Annotated in this window: 24 protein-coding genes, 1 tRNA gene and 1 pseudogene; 24 read left to right on the top strand and 2 right to left on the bottom strand. The window is 49.7% G+C overall.

Annotated elements, in window-relative coordinates:
* The first annotated feature begins 105 nt into the window (after positions 1-105).
* The 3 genes and pseudogenes from LLF79_RS02770 to LLF79_RS27020 all read left to right on the top strand — a co-directional run bounded on the left by LLF79_RS02770 (position 106) and on the right by LLF79_RS27020 (position 2,118).
* A tRNA-Asn gene (locus LLF79_RS02770) sits at positions 106-181 on the top strand.
* A 161-nt stretch (positions 182-342) separates the two neighbouring features.
* The gene (locus LLF79_RS02765; RefSeq protein ID WP_043875045.1) at positions 343-1,590 is read left to right on the top strand and encodes an integrase arm-type DNA-binding domain-containing protein; all 1,248 of its coding nucleotides are present in this window, start codon (positions 343-345) and stop codon (positions 1,588-1,590) included.
* Between the two features lie 106 nt (positions 1,591-1,696).
* A pseudogene (locus LLF79_RS27020) lies at positions 1,697-2,118 on the top strand (MBL fold metallo-hydrolase).
* Between the two features lie 457 nt (positions 2,119-2,575).
* Here LLF79_RS27020 and LLF79_RS02755 read toward each other — a convergent pair.
* Positions 2,576-2,953, bottom strand: a complete 378-nt coding sequence (locus tag LLF79_RS02755) for a helix-turn-helix domain-containing protein (protein ID WP_305054995.1) — start codon at positions 2,951-2,953, stop codon at positions 2,576-2,578.
* A gap of 90 nt (positions 2,954-3,043) precedes the next feature.
* On the opposite strand from LLF79_RS02755, the gene LLF79_RS02750 reads away from it, so the two are divergent.
* The 19 genes from LLF79_RS02750 (at position 3,044) to virB10 (ending at position 16,446) form a co-directional block, all read left to right on the top strand.
* Entirely contained in the window at positions 3,044-3,451 is a 408-nt protein-coding gene (locus LLF79_RS02750; RefSeq protein ID WP_043875043.1) for a DoxX family protein, read from the top strand.
* A 16-nt stretch (positions 3,452-3,467) separates the two neighbouring features.
* A complete protein-coding gene (locus LLF79_RS02745; protein WP_043875042.1) occupies positions 3,468-4,211 on the top strand; it encodes an SDR family NAD(P)-dependent oxidoreductase in 744 nt (247 codons plus the stop codon).
* A 70-nt stretch (positions 4,212-4,281) separates the two neighbouring features.
* Positions 4,282-4,623 carry a VOC family protein gene (locus tag LLF79_RS02740; protein WP_043875041.1) on the top strand — a complete coding sequence of 114 codons (342 nt, stop codon included), beginning with the start codon at positions 4,282-4,284 and terminating at the stop codon, positions 4,621-4,623.
* 211 nt (positions 4,624-4,834) lie between these two features.
* Complete coding sequence (locus tag LLF79_RS02735) at positions 4,835-5,035, top strand: hypothetical protein (RefSeq protein WP_043875040.1); 201 nt, start codon at positions 4,835-4,837, stop codon at positions 5,033-5,035.
* A gap of 163 nt (positions 5,036-5,198) precedes the next feature.
* Positions 5,199-5,756, top strand: a complete 558-nt coding sequence (locus tag LLF79_RS02730; protein ID WP_227626781.1) for a hypothetical protein — start codon at positions 5,199-5,201, stop codon at positions 5,754-5,756.
* A gap of 138 nt (positions 5,757-5,894) precedes the next feature.
* The gene (locus LLF79_RS02725) at positions 5,895-6,089 is read left to right on the top strand and encodes an AlpA family transcriptional regulator (RefSeq protein WP_043875039.1); all 195 of its coding nucleotides are present in this window, start codon (positions 5,895-5,897) and stop codon (positions 6,087-6,089) included.
* A 16-nt stretch (positions 6,090-6,105) separates the two neighbouring features.
* Positions 6,106-6,693: a DUF2857 domain-containing protein gene (locus LLF79_RS02720; RefSeq protein WP_227879070.1), complete on the top strand. Its 588-nt coding sequence runs from the start codon at positions 6,106-6,108 to the stop codon at positions 6,691-6,693.
* Complete coding sequence (locus LLF79_RS02715) at positions 6,683-6,892, top strand: TraR/DksA family transcriptional regulator (protein WP_043875037.1); 210 nt, start codon at positions 6,683-6,685, stop codon at positions 6,890-6,892. The genes LLF79_RS02720 and LLF79_RS02715 overlap by 11 nt, the downstream gene beginning before the upstream one ends.
* A gap of 391 nt (positions 6,893-7,283) precedes the next feature.
* Entirely contained in the window at positions 7,284-7,517 is a 234-nt protein-coding gene (locus LLF79_RS02710; protein WP_043875036.1) for a hypothetical protein, read from the top strand.
* 77 nt (positions 7,518-7,594) lie between these two features.
* Complete coding sequence (locus LLF79_RS02705; protein WP_227879264.1) at positions 7,595-8,290, top strand: lytic transglycosylase domain-containing protein; 696 nt, start codon at positions 7,595-7,597, stop codon at positions 8,288-8,290.
* A gap of 9 nt (positions 8,291-8,299) precedes the next feature.
* Positions 8,300-8,593 (top strand): TrbC/VirB2 family protein, encoded by a 294-nt coding sequence (locus tag LLF79_RS02700; RefSeq protein ID WP_043875034.1) that lies wholly within the window; start codon positions 8,300-8,302, stop codon positions 8,591-8,593.
* A 10-nt stretch (positions 8,594-8,603) separates the two neighbouring features.
* Positions 8,604-11,348 carry a VirB3 family type IV secretion system protein gene (locus LLF79_RS02695; RefSeq protein ID WP_043875033.1) on the top strand — a complete coding sequence of 915 codons (2,745 nt, stop codon included), beginning with the start codon at positions 8,604-8,606 and terminating at the stop codon, positions 11,346-11,348.
* 20 nt (positions 11,349-11,368) lie between these two features.
* Positions 11,369-12,073, top strand: a complete 705-nt coding sequence (locus tag LLF79_RS02690; protein ID WP_043875032.1) for a type IV secretion system protein — start codon at positions 11,369-11,371, stop codon at positions 12,071-12,073.
* Positions 12,074-12,084: 11 nt separating this feature from the next.
* Positions 12,085-12,309, top strand: a complete 225-nt coding sequence (locus tag LLF79_RS02685) for an EexN family lipoprotein (protein WP_043875031.1) — start codon at positions 12,085-12,087, stop codon at positions 12,307-12,309.
* A gap of 10 nt (positions 12,310-12,319) precedes the next feature.
* Positions 12,320-13,384 (top strand): type IV secretion system protein, encoded by a 1,065-nt coding sequence (locus LLF79_RS02680; protein ID WP_043875030.1) that lies wholly within the window; start codon positions 12,320-12,322, stop codon positions 13,382-13,384.
* 83 nt (positions 13,385-13,467) lie between these two features.
* A complete protein-coding gene (locus LLF79_RS02675) occupies positions 13,468-13,605 on the top strand; it encodes a lipoprotein (protein ID WP_040000618.1) in 138 nt (45 codons plus the stop codon).
* Positions 13,598-14,281, top strand: a complete 684-nt coding sequence (locus LLF79_RS02670; RefSeq protein ID WP_043875029.1) for a virB8 family protein — start codon at positions 13,598-13,600, stop codon at positions 14,279-14,281. Before LLF79_RS02675 ends, LLF79_RS02670 begins: the two co-directional genes overlap by 8 nt.
* A complete protein-coding gene (virB9, locus tag LLF79_RS02665; protein ID WP_043875028.1) occupies positions 14,281-15,192 on the top strand; it encodes a P-type conjugative transfer protein VirB9 in 912 nt (303 codons plus the stop codon). Before LLF79_RS02670 ends, virB9 begins: the two co-directional genes overlap by 1 nt.
* A gap of 12 nt (positions 15,193-15,204) precedes the next feature.
* Entirely contained in the window at positions 15,205-16,446 is a 1,242-nt protein-coding gene (gene virB10 / locus LLF79_RS02660; protein WP_043875027.1) for a VirB10/TraB/TrbI family type IV secretion system protein, read from the top strand.
* Positions 16,447-16,755: 309 nt separating this feature from the next.
* Here the strand turns inward: virB10 and LLF79_RS02655 are convergent, their stop codons facing one another.
* On the bottom strand, positions 16,756-17,763 hold the full coding sequence (locus tag LLF79_RS02655; RefSeq protein WP_043875026.1) for a hypothetical protein: 1,008 nt from the start codon (positions 17,761-17,763) through the stop codon (positions 16,756-16,758).
* A 37-nt stretch (positions 17,764-17,800) separates the two neighbouring features.
* Here LLF79_RS02655 and virB11 point away from each other — a divergent pair, with 37 nt between their 5' ends.
* Together virB11 and LLF79_RS02645 are read left to right on the top strand one after the other, a co-directional pair.
* A complete protein-coding gene (gene virB11, locus LLF79_RS02650) occupies positions 17,801-18,820 on the top strand; it encodes a P-type DNA transfer ATPase VirB11 (protein WP_227879069.1) in 1,020 nt (339 codons plus the stop codon).
* Positions 18,817-19,215, top strand: a complete 399-nt coding sequence (locus LLF79_RS02645) for a cag pathogenicity island Cag12 family protein (RefSeq protein ID WP_072041787.1) — start codon at positions 18,817-18,819, stop codon at positions 19,213-19,215. The genes virB11 and LLF79_RS02645 overlap by 4 nt, the downstream gene beginning before the upstream one ends.
* Positions 19,216-19,259: the final 44 nt, after the last annotated feature.

Below are 19,259 nucleotides of genomic sequence, written 5' to 3'. Positions count from 1 at the left end.
GTGGAATTACAACAAACTGACGACAGAATCAGCAATCAGTCGATTTTCCCTAAGATCAGGTTTGACAAAAGTTTTTTCGCCGCTAAGATAAGCCTCCACAACGATTCCTCTGTAGTTCAGTCGGTAGAACGGCGGACTGTTAATCCGTATGTCACTGGTTCGAGTCCAGTCAGAGGAGCCAAATTCTTGTTTTCATGCCGCTCTGCGAATCCTTATTTGATTCAGATTCAATAGGTTAGCGTGAAAAGTCTTCCCGATGCATTTTCAGTTTACCCTCCGCATCGGGAAAATTTGGTGGTCAGATTTGGGGTCAAGTTGGTTCGATGACGGAGTGACCCCCAAATGTCTCTTAACGACTCAAAAATCCGCAATTTAAAACCATCCGAAAAACCCTTTAAAGTCTCCGACTCTCACGGTTTATACCTTTTAGTTAATCCAGGCGGTTCACGTCTCTGGTATCTCAAATATCGCATCAATAAAAAAGAATCCCGCCTCGGCTTAGGGGCGTATCCTGCAGTATCTTTGGCCGACGCTCGTCAGCAGCGTGATGGTATCCGTAAATTGCTGGCGCAGAATATCAATCCAGCTCAACAGCGCTCTGCTGAGAGAGCCACTACCTCACCAGAGGAAACCTTCAAATCAGTGGCGCTAACTTGGCATAAAAGCAACAGAGCATGGTCGGAGAACCATGCAACCCGTCTGCTCGCAAGCATGAATAACCATATCTTTCCGATAATTGGACACCTGCCAGTCACAGAACTGAAAACCCGCCATTTTATCGACCTGCTGAAAGGGATTGAGAAAAAAGGTTTACTGGAAGTGGCGGCGCGTACCCGGCAGCATATGTGCAACATCATGCGTCATGCCGTGCATCAAGAGTTGATAGAGCATAACCCGGCGGCCAATCTGGACGGTATCATCGCCCCGCCCGTTAAACGCCACTACCCAGCCCTTCCGCTGGAGAAACTGCCGGAACTGTTGACACGCATTGAGGACTACCAGCAAGGGCGAGAATTGACTCGTTTGGCGGTATCTCTCACCCTGCACTTATTCATTCGTTCCAGCGAACTACGTTTCGCCCGTTGGTCTGAGATCGATTTCAGAAACAAAATCTGGACCATTCCTGCCACTCGTGAGGCTATCCCCGGAGTGCGTTATTCCGGGCGTGGCGCGAAAATGCGCACGCCACATATCGTTCCCCTCTCTCGTCAGTCCATCGCTATCCTGAAACAGATACAAGATATATCCGGGCATCAGGAACTGATATTCCCCGGTGACCATAATCCGTATAAACCCATGTGCGAAAACACCATCAACAAGGCTTTGCGTCTGATGGGTTATGACACAAAAAATGAAATCTGCGGCCACGGATTCCGTGCAATGGCCTGTAGTGCGCTGATGGAATCTGGACTGTGGGCGCAGGATGCGGTTGAACGACAGATGAGCCATCAAGAACGCAACAGCGTTCGAGCGGCTTACATCCACAAAGCAGAATATCTCGATGCCCGTAAAGCGATGATGCAGTGGTGGGCTGATTATCTGCAAGTATGCTCAAATGAATATATTCCCCCCTTTGCTTGGGATAAATAAGTGTAAGCTATGGCCCAGAAAAGATAATTAGGCGAACGCACCAGAAGAAATTTTCATGGTGCGTATTCACCGCACCGAGACAATCAATTGATTCACGTTATATCCAATAGCTTGCCCAATTTTTATCGTAAACGGATACCCGGGAAGCATTGTCCATGAAGCAGACTGGTATGACTCTATTCAGGTGGATAATGTAGCGATAACCGCGATACCGGCACGCCATTTTTCCGGACGAACATTGTCCCGAGATCAATCCCTGTGGGTGGGTTTTGTTATCAAATCTACAGATAGGACGCTGTTCAATAGTGGGGATTCTGGGTATGGGCCTCATTTTGAGGAGATCGGAAACGATTTGGTCCATTCGACTGGGTGGTACTCGATAGCGGCCAATACGATCCGAGATGGGCGAACGTTCATATGTCTCCTGAAGAAGCGCTGCAGGCAGCGCGCGATTTGCATGTAAAAGCGTTAACCCAGACCATATTGGGCGCTTTTCCCTTGCTCCACATGACTGGAATGTTCCGATGAGGAGGATCATCAAGAATAATACTTCTGGCCACGCACTGTGGACTCCGGTGATAGGGCAACCTGTCTATTTTAACCATCCCCCTATACACTATTCCCCTTGGTGGGATCTGAAATGACGATTATATACATGCAATGATGTATAGAGCATTTCGAGAAAATTTAAGTGATAGCATAATCCGTTGGTTAGATTACGTGAGGACTTTAATGAAACTGGTTATTACTGGCCATGAATAATTTATATATTTAAAGCAAACGTTCCTAAACAACCCTCCCTCTTCAACATAAAAAATTATAATTTGATGTTTTATTTCCTACGCCAATGAGAATCCATTATTTGTTGAAAACAAGACATGAGCACTTCGATTATATATATCGTAGTGAAAGCGAGTCACAAATTAAAACTGAGTGTCTCACGGGGTTGGTCGTCTTCACCACAAATATTATCATTTCATTGACATTAGATAGTTGATTTCCTCCCTCTTCCACTCGACTTCGGAGGGACTGTTTCACCATATTCTAGCCACCAGGCGGTAAGTGCCTCCATTGTCGGTCCTAACCCCCGAGCTTTCTCAGTAATAGAATATTCAACGCGAGGAGGAACCTCAGCATAAATCATTCTTGCCACCAGTCCGTCACTTTCAAGCTCACGTAACTGCGCAGTTAACATATGTTGTGTGATGCCCGGAATTGCCTTTTTCAGCTCACCAAAGCGATAAATACGTTGGTTAAGCATCCACATTATTTCAAGTTTCCATTTACCAGACAGGAGACTAAAAGCTCGTCTCATCTCTACATGCATGTTCACTTCATTATTACCTTTAGTATGGTTTTGCATACTTACCACCATTATTTCATCCTACTTGTTGGATTTTATATTAGATGACATCCTTGAACAAAGTCCACTACAAAGCTTGGGAATGACGCCATGATGTCCAATTATATTTACTGGGCCAGTACTATTTTGCTATCAACGCTTTACTTTTCGTCAGCAGCACTTTACCTGACCAAAAAAGCTTGGGTACGCGATACGTTAAGCAGACTTGATTACCCGGCCACCTATCTAATTCCGTTCATGATTGTCATAAAGATCCTTGGGCCAATCGCCATTCTGTCGCGTATCAGCATGCCGATAAGCGATCTTGCTTATGCCGGTATCTTTTTTCATTTGATCTTGTCAGGGACGGCTCATCTGGGTGTACGCAAACCCTTAGGTGCCCTCCCCGCAGTCATAGGCCTTGCACTTCTGGTCGTTTCGTTTTCCACACAAAACTCAGCCCGCACCTCACCTTCACCTTATGGTGAGATACTGGCTGAAAGTTTCATTACGCCTTAATAGCAGAGGAAAAATCATGTCTAAACTCATCGGAAAGGTCGCCATAATTACTGGTGCTGGTCGCGGTATAGGGCGGGCTACTGCGAAGTTGTTTGCTGCAGAAGGCGCTAAAGTAGCCGTTCTTTCGCTGACATCCGCTAATGTAAATGCAGTCGTTGCTGATATTACTGCAGCAGGTGGTACAGCAATCGGCATAACTTGTGACATCAGTGATGCTAGACAAATCCAGGCCGCAATAGATCAAGTTGTCTTGACCTTTGGAGGCATTGATATTCTCGTTAACAATGCCTTCGACTCTTCCGCGCCATTTTCTTCCATTCTTGATTTGTCAGTGGAACAGTTACAGCGCAACTTTGACCTGGGACCTGTTGCTTATCTCAGAATGATGCAGGCTGCATACCCTTACCTGAAAAATAGCGGTGAAGGACGCGTTATTAACTTTGGGTCGATGGCAGGTGTCATTGGGCTGGTTGGATATGGTCCCTACAACATGGCAAAAGAAGCGGTTCGCGCTTTGACCCGCACAGCGGCTCGTGAATGGGGGGCTGACAAGATAACCGTAAATAACATATTACCAGTTGCAGTAACATGGGGGCCCGAAGTAAACGTTCCTGAACCAACAAACCCTCTGGCCCGTTATGGTTCACCAGAAGAAGATATTGCGCCAGTGGTCCTGTTCTTAGCGAGTAAAGATTCTCAATTTATCACAGGGTCGAGCCTGACGCCTGATGGTGGTTCTATTATCGACAGCGCACGCTAAGGCCATCAATCCTTGCAATTGCAATGGCTATTTAGCGAGTCAAAAAGTATCTGTTTACAAGGGGATAATTATGCAAATCCATGCTATCACCATAGATACCGTCAATCCGCAAATGTTAGCAACATGGTGGTCAGACGTTCTGGGAATACCTATTGCCAACGATTATGGCTTGATTGTTCAGTTGGCTGCATCATCGAGGTTCCCACCGATCCAATTCCAGAAAATTGAGCAACTTTCGACAGTTGGAAATCATGTACATTTAGATTTGTCGACAAAAAATCTCGATGAAGAAACAGAACGATTGGTTAAAATGAGGGCAGAAATCCTTAAGGAATTCAAACTACCTCAAATTCGCTACACCTCTTTTTACGACCCCGACGGTAATAAATTCGACGTGGTAGAAAATAACTAACCAGCACATCCCCCATATATTGCTAGCCGTTATTTACTAGAACCAAACTGTAAGAGGGATAAGACAGCCATTATCAATGGCGCATCTCCTTCCTGAATAAAAAATCAGGAAGGAATTCATGCTTCACTCAATCTAATCCTTATTGCTGTTTTAAAAAACATTTTACCAATCAAATCATCATCTCATTAAACTGTAAAATGGAGATATCTAAATGAACAAGAATAACAATGAGATATTATTTAAACGTAAAATGCCAGACTGGAAAACCATCCATGAGGCGGTAGAATTAACAAGCGGAATTGGGAAAATATGCGAAAGTGATATATACCGTTATGCCCTTAGTGGGAATATACAATTGTCAATATATTTTCAATCACCTATCGAATTTAAAAAAAATAAGGATACTACATGAAAAAATAACATTTCGATCAATTAATAGTGAACCAGAAAATAAATTATGCCTACTTGATAAAAGCAGCATTTTAAATAGTCAAAACTTAATAATAAGTACAGATGAGACATCCATCAGACCCGAGAGACAAGTTGTTGACACCAAACTTTATGGTTATGAGTATGTGTTAATTCAAAAGCTACTGGCAATGAGTTTGGGCATCCCTCTTCCAATAACTGGTGCCTGCAAGATTAATTACGGAATTTCTATGGTTTTAGATGGGTGTCTATACCAAGTCTTTGAAAAATTGACATGGTCTCAAAGACTCAAAAACCAAATAGCTACACTGGCGGGAGAAGAACGCCTGAATGCAATAGATGTTGCATACTACATGGATAAAGATAAACAGTTTAAGGTAGATTGCTTCCCTATATTTAGCCTACCCAGTGATGCCTGCTTTGTCATTCGAAATGATGAGATTGACAAATTATACGATATAAAAAAACACTCCCTATCATCGCAATCACCATCCTCGCGGATCTCCACTCCTGTATCCCGTCTACTTTGGCTTGCATGCAAAAACAACAATTTAATCAGCCCGCTAATTAAACAACCTTATAAACTTGTTTCTATATTTGAGCAGTGGGCTCTCACCGAAGGTATTACAGATCGCCTGAGTGGTGATACGTTAAAAAATGCTCTTGAGCGAGGTTCTCCATCTTGTGTTGGACCGTCTTCATAAATGTTCCAAAAAACTAAACTCAAAACCCGTATTAAGGAATTTAAGACCCGTAGTACGGGTTAATCAACTTTCAGTTCATCTTTTCTTGTGCTTATCTGTCATTGCTAGTCATTTCCCCCTATTGCACAGGAGAAATATATGGCATCTCATCAGCTATTACGTCTAAAGCAAGTCGAAATAAAAACCGGCCTGAAACGTTCGCAAATTTATCTGTATATGAAAAACGGGACATTCCCCCATTCAATAAAAATTGGACCAGCTAGTGTCGCCTGGCTCGAATCTGAAATTGATGAATGGATCAACCTTAAATTAGCGAATCGATTAACGCGTTGAAGGGAGATACTAAATTATGATCCCATCACTAAATCACGCAGTATTAACTGAGGCACTATACGCCCTGAAAGAAGGTGATTTTCGTCACTGCAAAACGCTGGGATTTACTTTTGACGAAATGAACTCCCTTAATCAGCTTACCCTTGATCAACTGTTTATTATCAGTCGGGCCTCGGATCAGTTCATTTCCGTAACTATCCATCATGATGCTTTCCAGCAGATTTTGGCGCTGTCTCGACAAGAAATTCAGCGTCAGCAACAGATGAATCGGGCCATTAGGCTGGGTGCATCAATTACTCTGCTGAGCCAATATTTTGGTCTCACCTCTAACGAAATCTGTTTTCGCCGCCGCCTGCTAGGCATTGTAGTTCCTATGGGACGCCCCCCAGTTCCGGATGAAGAGACCGATGCTGAAATCTGGCGGCGATGGCAAAAACATCGGGTGGAAAATCTTCTGTCATTTGAAGCACTGGAAGTGATGATGCAAATCACCGAAGCGCTGTCCGCACTTGTGGGAAGTCTATCTCTGAACGTTGTCTGGAGTCGTATATCCCTTTGCGAAAAGGAAATATCGGCAAGGAGGAGGTCAACACATGCCGGATGAAATCGATCGCGATCAAGAGTTTAATGAGCAGCGACTGGACGAAATGATTGAACAGAACCGTTTCAAACCGGGTGTCTCCCCATCACTGTTTCAATGTTGTTTATGTGGTAAATCCATTCCAGAAAAACGCCGTCAGACGCTGCCGGGTGTGACAACCTGTACGCAATGCCAGGAAAACCTCGAACGCCGCAGACGTTAATTTATAGGCAAGGCGTGGAGAAGATATTTCTCTCCACGTCTTTATATTTACCTTTATATCAAAATAGATTCTTATTACATATTCCGCACGCTCAGACCTCTTTCCAGTGCATTAATCCTCACCGGATAAACCCTTTCATTATCATTTTGATTTTATCGTTCAATAATCAACTCCAATCCTTCACTCTGAATATTCTTTCACCCAATAGCTGACCTACTGGTGATTAATTCATCCGTATAGATAAACGTTCTTTAAAAAATAGATCGGGCTGTCACGCAACCACAATTCAGGGTGCCGCTGAATGTTCTCGCTGACCCGTTAAAACCGGAATGCAGAATCGGGATGTGACTCGTTTATTTCATTCGTTGTAGTTCTGATGAGAGGATAATTCATGAGAAAACCCATCTACCACGTATTTGTCACCCAGGAAGGGCCGCCTGATTTGCAGGGCGAAAAAAACACATACTGGACCAGGGTTGGTGTGGCATTTGCCCATAACAGCAAACCCGGCCTGAATATTGTCCTGACACCCGGTATTGCGGTTTCAGGCAAACTGGTCCTGCTTGAGCCACGGGAGGATAGCAATCTGCCACAGAGTACGGAGCCCGGCGAAACAGCGCTTTAACCCTTCTTTATTACTCCTTACTCCGTAGCGTGCAGGGGCCACAGCCTGTGCACACTGCCTTCAATTCCGAGGCCATCATGCTTTCCACCACTACCTTTCTGGCGGCGGCCATGCAGTGTGCCGCCAGCATTCATCCGTCCACTGCACTCGACGTGGCACGGGTGGAATCCGGTTTTAACCCTTATGCCATCGCCGAAATTATCCCGAAGGCCACTCGCTCCCTCGGAGATAATAATATTATCTCCCATCAGCCCGCCAGCCGGGACAAAGCTGAGCTCATTATTCGCCGCCTCGTGACACAAGGCCGCCGTTACTCTGTGGGACTGATGCAAATCACCAGCACCAATTTCCAACATTACGGCGTGACGGCATCTGACCTGCTTGATCCCTGCACCAATTTATCCGTTTTTGAACACATTCTCAGCGACTGCTACCAACGTGGCGGTTCTCTTAAAAGAGCATTGAGCTGCTATTACTCCGGCAATTTCCGTACCGGACAAAAACCTGAAGCAGCTTTTTCCGGGACCAGCTATGTGCAGCGGGTGGGTTATGTTTCAGCGTCTCCCCGTTATGCCGTACCAGGCACCCGCGAGGATAAATCCACAACATCGACTCCCCTGGAATCCATTCCTGCTGATAAGCCATCCCCTCCCCGTCTGATCTGGCCGGGGACCGTCGTCCGGGGCGTCCCCGCAAAACTCCGTCAGGGGAAAATCGCCATCGCACAGACCTCCGCGCCGTCAGTATGTCGCAGCCTCTCAGTCACCCCGTGAGGAAGAATAATGACACTTTTTCGCAAGCTAAAGACCGCTGTCAGTGCTGTTTCCGTAGGTGTGATCACGGTTTTTTCTACAACCACGGCCTTTGCCGATGGTTTCTCTCGCGCAAATACCGTGATGGAAAAGGTCTCCACCGGTCTTCATGGTCTGGCGGCCATCACCATCACCGTGGCCGTGATCTGGGTGGGTTACAAGACGCTCTGGAAAGGCGAAAGCCTGTCCCAGTGCGCCTACATCATTATTGGCGGGATCCTGATTGGTGGAGGCAGTGAGATCGGCGCACTGCTGATGAGCTGAGAGGTCATCTATGGCAAAGCTGCTCAAAGCAATGAAACGCCCGGCGGCATTGTGGGGGGTGCCGATGGTGCCCCTGCTGGGAGTCACCGGTATCACCATCATCGTCGCTGTCTGGACCTCCGTCGCTTTCCTTGCCCTGCTCCCGGTTGAATTTCTGGTGATGAAATCCGTCACCCGGAATGAGCCCATGCGGTTCAGCCTGATTGCCGTCTGGCTCAGGGCAAGAGGAAAACCGGCAGCAAACCGTCTGTTTGGTGCAACAGCGTTTATGCCCGTTGAGCATGATGCTGTTGATATCACGGAGTTTCTCAACGCCATGAAACTGAATCAGTGTGCCACGCTCAGGAAGTACATTCCGTATTCAACGCATATTCATCAGCATGTTGTTCGCTCACCACACAGTGATCTCTACTGCACCTGGGAACTGACAGGGACCCCGTTCGATTGCGAATCAGAAGAAACCCTCAGTATTGACCGCAACCAGTTGCACGGACTCATCCGCTCATTCGAGGGGATGCCGGTCACCTTTTATATCCATAACGTGCGGGAGCCGTTTACCGATTCGCTGCATAAGGCATCCGGCAACCCTTACGCCGATGAAATCAGCCGTCTGTATTATGCTTCGCTGCCGGCAGACCCATTTCGCCGTAACCGCCTGTTCCTGACTGTCTGCTACCGTCCGTTTGTCAGCCTGGAAAAGGCCGGGCGCAGACGCATGAATGACGGCAAGAAACTCAAGGAGCTCGATGCAGCACTGCGGGAAATGCTGGAAATCAAAGGTTCACTCGATACCGCACTGTCACGCTACGCCGCACGTTCTCTTGGCACGTTCACCGAAGGTCACGCGGTATTCTCCTCCCAGTTATCCTTTTATGAGTACCTGTTAACGCACCAGTGGCGCAAGGTGCGCGTCACCCGCGCTCCGGCGTATTCGATGATGGGGTCGGCGGCGCTGTTCTTTTCTGGCGAGTCCGGGCAGATAAACCACGCCAGCGGTACACAGTATTTCCGGGGGCTGGAGGTGAAGGAGTTCCCGGAGGAGACCGCGACAGGTATGATGGACTCGCTGCTGTATGCCCCCTGCGATTATATAATCACCCAGTCGTACACCTGCATGTCACGTGAAGAATCCCGCAAGGCCATCAAACGTACCCGACGTCTGTTAATGAGTGCAGATGATGATGCCGTTTCCCAGCGACTGGATTTGGATGTGGCGCTTGACCTGCTGACCTCGGGGAAAATCGCCTATGGAAAACACCATTTCTCCATCATGGTGTTTTCCCGCTCGCTGGACAATCTGGTGGCCGATACCAGTGAAATCAGCAATGCCCTGAACAACCTCGGCATTACACCGGTTCCCGCCACGCTTTCGCTTTCAGCTGCGTATATGGCGCAACTGCCCGGCAATTATCATCTGCGCCCCCGCAAGGGCGAGCTGAGCAGTCAGAACTTTGTTGAGCTGGCCGCGCTGCACAATTTCTATCCCGGCAAGCGCGATAACGCACCCTGGGGGGATGCTATGGCCTTACTGCGCACCCCGTCAGGGGATGGCTACTATCTGAACCTGCATAACACGCTGGCGGACAAGGACGAGTTCAACGAGAAGAATCCGGCCAGTACCTGCATTCTCGGGACCAATGGTTCGGGTAAAACCATGCTGATGACGTTCCTCGAAAATATGCAGCAGAAATACGGCCGTACGGACAGTTTTTCTCCGGATGCGAAAACCAAACGACTGACCACCGTTTATCTGGACAAGGATCGCGGCGCGGAGATGAATATCCAGGCACTGGGAGGCCGTTACTACCGTATCACGCATGGCGACCCCACGGGTTGGAATCCGTTTTCACTGTTAGCCACGAAACGCAATATCAGTTTCATCAGTCAGTTGATGAAACTGTTGTGTACGCGTAACGGCGCGACCATCACGCCCCGTGATGAACGCCGTCTGAATGACGCTGTACAGGCGGTGATGAGTAATGAGCCACAGTATCGCATCCATGGGATCACCCGTTTACTGGAGAATCTGCCGGAGCCTGCCACCCGGGAGGCGCAGGAGAACGGTCTGAGTATTCGTCTATCGCAGTGGGCGCAGTATGGCGAGTTTGGCTGGGTGTTTGATAACGCATCGGATACCTTCGATTTCAGCCACTGCGATAACTTTGGCATTGACGGCACGGAGTTTCTGGATGATGCCAACATCTGTGCGCCGATCTCCTTTTACCTGCTGTACCGCATCACCACGCTGCTCGACGGACGACGACTGGTTATCTTCATGGATGAATTCTGGAAATGGCTGCGTGATCCGATCTTTAAGGATTTCGCCTATAACCGACTGAAAACCATTCGTAAGCTCAACGGGATGCTGGTTGTGGGCACCCAGTCCCCGGCGGAGATCATCAGGGATGAGATTGCGCCCGCCGTGATTGAGCAGTGCGGCACGCAGATCCTGGCAGCCAACCCCAGTGCCGACCGGGCACACTATGTTGACGGGATGAAGTTTGAACCGGAAGTGTTCGATGTGGTGAAAAATCTGGATCCGCAGGCCCGTCAGTATGTAGTAGTGAAAAATCAGTTCCGGCGTGGCGACACAAAACGTTTTGCTGCACGCGTGACGCTCGACCTCTCCGGTATCGGCAAATACACCCGAGTGATGAGCGGCAGCGCCGACAACCTCGAAATCTTTGATTCCCTGTACCGCGAAGGGATGCAGCCCCATGAATGGCTGGAATCCTACCTGGCTCAGGCACTCTGATAACCCAAAGGAGATCCATGATGAAAAGGCGTTTTCATGCCCTGATTTTCGCGTACGTCATTGCCAGCCCGCTGGCGCACGCTGGTATTCCGGTCCTTGTTGATGCTGACCCGCTGCGTGAGCTCGAATGGCTGAAAGAAGCGCAGCGCTGGATGCAAACCGCGCAACATTACCAGAGCCAGATCCAGGCGTATAAAAATCAGTTAGCGACGGCCACCGGCGTCCGGGATATTGCAGATTTTGTGGATCAGGCGAAGAGTCTGAAATCGGATCTGGAAAAACTGCGCAAGCCAGGCCAGACACTCAATGATCTGCTACTTTCCGGCGGCACCTCAGGACAGTTCGATGCGCTGTACGCGAAGTACCGGGTTTTCGATACCTGCAATGCGGAACAGTCAGGAAGTTATGCCAATACCTGCAAACAGTTGGTTATCAACAAAGCGATACAGTTTGAGCAGACTGGCGAGATCCAGGAGCAGGTCAGCCAAACACTGGGCGAGATTAACGGCCTTTCTAACCGCATCGCACTATCCAAAGACTCAAAGGAGTCTCAGGACCTTGCCAACAGTATTCAGCTAAAATCAGTGATGCTGAACACGCTCACTGACCAGTGGGAAATGAGCGTGAAGGCAGCAGAAAAGCGCGAAAAAGTACTCGAGGATGTGCGTATTAAACAGTGGAATCAGCAACAGTTAACTGCGCCAACCCCTGATTTAAACGGCTAAAGGAGTCTCACATGCGTTTATTAACCCTCTCTTTCCTGTCCTTAGTATTCATCATCAGTGGCTGCAAAGAAGAAGCCAAAACCACTCAGTGGTACAAAGATCATCCCGATGAGCTAAAAGCGATGTATGAAAAATGCCAAAAAACCGGCGATGCCTCAGATAACTGTAAAAACGCCAATGAAGCCCATTATCAAATTCAGCAGTTAAATGCCCCCACTCCCGACCTGAACTCATAGTGAGGTTAATATGCCCGGTGGTGTATTTATCGGTGTTGAAAAACACCTGATAGGAGGAGTTACTGACGCCACAAAGGGACTGATGATGTCATATTCCTCCATGATGGTGGGGCTGGCGGCAACGTCAGCCACGCTCTATATCATGTGGCGTGGATACCAGACCCTGGCAGGTAAGTTGTCCACGCCAATGGAGGATGTCACATGGGACATCATGAGGATGGCAATCATCCTGTCTTTTGTGGCAAATGTCAGCGGTTATCTCGATGGGGTGATTGATGCCATTAATGGCCTGAAGGAGGGATTTTCCGGCAGCGATAATATCTGGCAGTTACTGGATAGCTTATGGGGTAAAGCGAAAGTATTGGGTAAAACGTTACATGACATGGATAACTCAACGTACATAAAAGATGAGGGCATGACGGCTCAATTTTATGTCTGGCTCGGGATATTCGTTTTAATGATTATCACTGCTTTCATTTCAATGATCGCGGAAGTCATGGTTTTACTGCTGAGTATTACCGCCCCCATCTTTATCTTTTGTCTGCTGTATGGCTTTTTACGCCCCATGTTTAACAACTGGCTGCAAAATGTTTTCGCCGCCATCTTAACGGTTCTGTTTTCTGCGTTGTCACTGCGCATTGTCGTTAATTATCTAAACTCGCGGTTAGATATTGCAGCCCAGTTGTCAGCACAATCCAACATTGTGGAGTTAGGCGCACAGGTCTGTCTGGCCGGTGTCTGTGCAGCAATACTGGTCTACCTCTCCGCAAAACTGGCCGGAGCGCTGGCCGGGGCCAGTGCAACCATATCCATGCAGGCGCTGGCAGCGGTGGGTATCGGCGCGGCGGCGTTTGGTGCCGGGAAACTGGCAGCAGGAGCCGGTAAGCAGACTACCCGTACCCTTCAGGACAATATCCAGGGCTGGAAAGATGCCAGTGCGGGTAAACCCGGTAGCGGTCCGGGATACAGCGCAGCTCAGGCACGTAAAAATGCAATTGAACAGATGATTGCCCGCAACGAAGCCCGGAGACTGGCGCGATCAAGAGAAACGGCCGTTCAGAAATTCCATCATTAAACCTGTCGTCCCTGCTGAAATACTCCCGTTAATTCCTCCGATGAAAACATAAGCCTGTCTTCATCTCACTAAGGAAGCACCCCATGAAACGCTTGATTGCGCTGGTTTTGCTGTGCGCGCTTTCCGGATGCGCGCAGTCCCCCCGTCCCCCTGCCTTTGGTGGTCAGGGCATCCCGGTGAACACCCCTCAGATAATGGCGGAGTTAAACAGTCATGAGTGAACAGACCCTCATTGCGGATTCCCGCACCTTTGAACAGCAGATGATTGAGCGGGACAAACGTGCCACAAAAGCCGGGTTTATGGTGGGCGGCGCGGGCCTGCTCACCGCCGCACTGGCGCTTACCGCCGTGGTGCTGATGTTGCCGCTGAAACAAACGGTCGTGGAACTGTACACAGTGGATAATCATACCGGACGAGTGGAGCACGTCACCCGCGTATCAAAGACCAGCCTGACGGCCGAGGACGCTTATCAGAAGGCGATGACCGCCAGCTACGTCAGACTGCGTGAACGGTACGTGTATCCTTCCCTGCAGGATGATTATGCAACAGTACAGATTTACAACAGTCCTCAGGTTAACGATGACTACCTGGCGCTGTATGCCGGAAAAGATGCCCCGGACAAGGTCTGGCAGAACGCGGCTCATACCGTGCAAATCGACATCCTTTCAAACCAGATCACCGAAGGCACTGCCCCCGATAAAGTTGCCACCCTCCGTTACAAAAAGACTATCCGCCGCCTCGCGGACAACAGCACCCGCACCGAATACTGGGATGCCCGCCTGACATTTCACTCCGACCCCGGCAAAGAAATGAGCGATACGGAGCGGGAGATTAACCCGTTCGGTTTTACCGTAACCAGCTGGCAGGCAGACCGTGAAATCCGGGGAGGTGAATAATGAAAAATATCACTCTCATCCCGCTGGCGCTGATGATGTGCGGCACGGCATGGTGCGCGGCCATCCCGCAGGCCAGCCGCTATGATGCCCGCGTTCAGCAGGTTGTCTATAACCCGCTGAACGTCACCGTCGTCAGCACCCGGCCCGGCTTCATGACCACGCTGGTCTTTGACAGCGACGAAGCGGTCATCAGTGCCAGACCCGGTTTTGAGGAGGCATGGGAAGCCACACCGGACGCCAACCGGGTCAACGTCCGCCCGGTGGCGCTCGTTCAGGGCGCGCCCGGCACGGAGGGTAATACCACGCAGGTGGTCATCCCGCCCAACAGCCGGGACTGGCGCACCAACCTGCTGGTCGTCACCACCCGGCGGCTGTACAACATCGAGCTGAACGTCATCGATGATAAGTCACCGCAGCTGCCCGCTTTCCAGGTGAGTTACCGTTATCCGGGCGAAGACAGGGAGAAGACCAGCCGTGAGACAGCGGCCAGAGCGCTGGAGCGGGAGCAAAAACAGCAGCAGGCTGACATTCAGCAGGTCCTGAATGCCGCGCAGACACCACGCAACTGGGACTACCTCAAATATCCGGGGCGCGACAGCACCCTTATCGTTCCGGATTTTGCGTATGACGATGGCCGCTTTACGTTCGTGGGCTTCTCCCCGGCCAAATCTATTCCCTCCGTGACAAAAGAGCTGAACGGCCAGGAGCATGTGGTTAACAGCAGTATCCGCAGAAAAGGCAACTTCACCGTACTGATTATTCAGGAGATCACGCCCCGTCTGGTCCTGCGTTCCGGAAACGCCGTAGTCGGTCTGGAAAATCGTGGATTTGGCAGGGTCCAGGCCGCTGATGGTGCCACGGTTTCTCCACAGGTTGAACGGGTGGAAAAACCTCAACCCACTGACAACTAAGGAGCTATGCAGATGAATGACGAATATCAGCATTCTGTGTCTGATGGAGCCCGACCTTCTCCGGCGCAGGCGGATGAAGATATTGCCGCGCTGGAGCGCGAGGCCCGTACAAAGCGTGAAGCGGCACTTCTCACCGCGCAGGACGATGAAGAGACTGATCCGCTACAACCCGCCGTCAACAAACTGAAAAAGCGCAGGCGCGGGAAAGCCACCACTTTTCTGGCGCTCGCCGCCGTTGCGTTGATTGCGCTGGCATGGGCGGGCAACTGGGTATACCGCAATCTGCTCTGGCAACCCGGTGAAGATAAGCGGCAGGATGCTGCGCCACAGACGAACCGGAGCGATTACCGACAGCGCACCGATCTGGGTACGCAAGATACCGAAGCCGAAGCGTCGGAACCGGGGGGAAACAGGCCGCGCATTACGACACCCCCGGAGGCTGAGATGCCACCTCAACTTAATAAAGCCCATTTTCTGGTTCGGCGCGATGGGTCAGCCGCTGCGGCCCAAAACCCGGTACGGACCCGGCAGCAGGAAATGACGCAGGCAACCTCTGACGGGCAACCGTCAGGAACATCATCCATTGTTCAGCAAAACACCACTGCGCCACAACCAGCCCCCTCTCCTGCAGCGGTCCAGCGTATTCCCTACAACCCGGACCTGTATGTCCCCGAAAATACCGCTATTCCCTGTTCTCTGGATTACCGCTTTGTCTCGAATCGGGCAGGGAAAATCCGCTGCACGATCGCCGAAAATATCTGGAGTGCCAGCGGTAATACCAAACTGATTGAAAAAGGGACCACCGCCACGGGCGTTTACCAGACGGGTGCAGAAACCGGAATGACGCACGGACAGGGACGCGCCTTTCTCATCATCACCAAACTGCGTACCCGCCAGCCCCCTTATCTTGATATTCCGCTGATCGATACCCGTGCTGCCGGAGAATTAGGCGAGGCTGGCGTTGACGGCTGGATCGACACGCATTTCAGCGAGCGATTTGGAGGCGCAATACTGGTTGGAATGATCCCCGATATTGGTGCATGGGCATCCAACAGTGCTGGTCAGAAAGATCGAAACACGGACTATACCGAAAACAGCCGTCAGGCCATGGCGGATATGGCACGTACCACGCTGGAAAACAGCATCAATATCCCGCCTACCCTCTACAAAAATCAGGGGGAGATCATCAATCTGATCACAGGGCAGGATATTGATTTTTCCGGCATCTATACACTGAGGATGAAGAGTGAATAACCGAAAGATTCTGTTTGGCGTCACCGCGACAGACGTCATCGTTAGGGACGATTACAACAATGCCGTAGTCAACGACCTAATGTCACACCTTACCGGGATCAGGAGAATAGTCATGACATGTTATCGTGCCGGGGGCGCATTGACAGAGCTCATCATTGACTTTGGGGAAGGACAAACGTTCTGCCTTACCATCGGTGAAGGTTCTCTGGATATACCGCCTTTTACCTCGGACGATATCCGGCTGATACATAAGCAGATATCGCTGCCTGACGTCACCGATATTATCATTCTTGTGACAACACTAGCCCGCTATGCCGGACTGTCCCCATCCTTCTCCGGTGATGGAGAATCGTCTGCCCTGCTGGAGTTCAGCTCGTAGTAAATCGCCAGTTGACGCAGCTTTGATATTTCAAGGTTTATAACGGATTTTCCTGCGCTGTTTTCCCGTTCAGAAACAACCGGATTGAGCAGAAACACACGGAAATATCTGACGTTCTCTGTGTCCAGAATTTCATCGATATAATGACCAAACCGCCCTTTCGCCATCAGATCTTTACTGACATACAGGCGAACGGGTTTACCCTCATGTTTATCAAAGAAATTAAAAAGAAAACCCCGTCCATACCGATGCATTAGCGTCCCGCCGCCATAGATGACGCCCGCGTAGGGGTTAGCCAATCCTCGCTGAATATGCGTTATATATTCATGAAGATAGACCTGACCGTGATGCATGATCCTGAGTCTCAATGCCCTGAACTCATCCTGAGGCAGCATTTCTTTCGCTTCCTGCCATGTGTCGATCAGTCGCTGCAGTTGGTTGGTTCGCGTATAGCGACTCCAGCGTGGCTCTTCATCTGCACCGGACTTTTCATCATCCCCGAGAGGTTTTTTTACATGAGCGGGAGTGGCAAGCTTCAGGGGATCAGCTGACTCACCCTCAGGATCATCAATCGAAGGGTCAAAGCAGTTGATAAAGTCCGTCAGCTTTTGCTTTGCTTTTCTTTCCGTGAAATCAGCCTCTGATTCGTCCGGCTGTCTGTCCTGATCGGCATCCTCAGTGAACGCGATCCATTCACATCCGAACTTGTGAGGATGGGGGGAACGGAAGTGTGCAGCCTTGAATTTTTCGCCATCTTCAGCTTTGACGTGATAGTTAACGCCGCTAATGGTGACATTACAGTTGCGATCGCTACAGGAAAAAGTGAACCGCTTCCTTTCTTCCAACTTTCTGGAAAAAAATTCCGTTCGCGCTTCATCAATGGACAAGCAGCGCCCCAGTTCATGGCAATAAGCGAACAGTACCTTCGTCTTTGACATGCTCCCTCCATACATTTATCCGATTCAAGGATATCACATGAAAAACCTCTCTCTCGATCGCTATAAGCAGCGATTTTTTGGCGATTTTCTGGATCGCCGGGGACTGACAGAGATCGCCGTCAACCGCCCGGGCGAGCTATTCACCAAAATTGATGGCATCTGGGAACAGCACACTGTTCCGCTGGATTATGAGGGCTGCTATAACTTTGCCAGATGCCTGGCGAAGCATCACGGCGACAATATCGAAGATATCAAGCCGGGGCTGTCAGCCACGCTGGAATCCGGCGAACGTTGTCAGGTGATTGTGCCCCCGGCCTGTGAGCGTAACACGGTGTCCATCACCCTGCGTAAACCCTCACTGGTGCAAATCCCGCATCAGGACTATATCGCCGCCGGGTTTTATAACCGGGTGACGGGCACGGAAAAAACGCAGACACACGATGAGGAATTACTGACCTTATATAATGCGAAAGACATTCCGCGCTTTATGGAGAAATGTGTGAAATACGGTAAAACCATTGCGGTGGCCGGGGAAACCAGTACCGGTAAAACCACCTATATGAAGATGCTGATTGATTATATCCCCCTCCATCTGCGTATTACGACTATCGAAGATAATCCGGAAATCACCTTCTTTATTCATAGAAACTACGTCCACCTTTTTTATCCGTCGGAATCGGCTGATGAAAAAGGGTCAATTGTGACGCCCGCCAGCCTGCTGCGCTGGAATTACCGCATGAATCCCGACCGCATACTGTTAACCGAAGTGCGCGGCGGTGAGGCCTGGGATTTTCTCAAGATAACCGGCTCCGGCCATGAAGGCAGTATGACCTCTGTCCATGCCGGTTCGGCAATGGAAGCGGTAGACGGGTTTATTACCCGCTGTTATGAAAACCCGCAATGCGCCCGACTCCCTTACACCTTTATGTTACGCAAGGTACTGGACAGTCTGGACGTTATCGTGAGTATCGACCTGGACGGTAATGTGCGCCGGATGAATGATATTTATTTCCGGCCACTGCACCGTAGCGCCTTTTTTGAGGAGATGAAAGCATGATGAAGGTTATCAATATGTTGCTATTTTCGCTGGTACTTTCCGGCTGTTCTTCACCCCCGCCACCGGTTCCTGTTGAATGGGATAAACCGGGCCAGTCAGTCAATACCGGTTTACCGCAATGGCGAGACAACCCGGTTATCATTCCTTCTCCGGTGGTTAACGATAAATGGTTATTATCCATTCACACACGGAATTTTAATGAGACACACTGGACGCCCGCCGTATATTACGCGGCCGCCCACTCTGCACGTATTGTTGTTGCTACACCATCAGGCGCAGAATTCTTTACTGCAAAAAACTGGCTGCGTCGATATGGTGCAAAAGGTGTTATTAAATATCAACCTGTCTCTGGATGCCTGACATGCAGCGACACTCGCATTTATTTTTCACATTAAATCCTCCCCTCACATCCTGAAATTAATCTTAGGGTAAGGTATCC

It is taken from the genome of Enterobacter cloacae complex sp. 2021EL-01169 (genome assembly GCF_020733125.1).
Classification (GTDB): domain Bacteria; phylum Pseudomonadota; class Gammaproteobacteria; order Enterobacterales; family Enterobacteriaceae; genus Enterobacter; species Enterobacter roggenkampii.
Note: the sequence above shows the minus strand (reverse complement) of the source record. Positions and strands in the feature narration are given on the sequence as shown.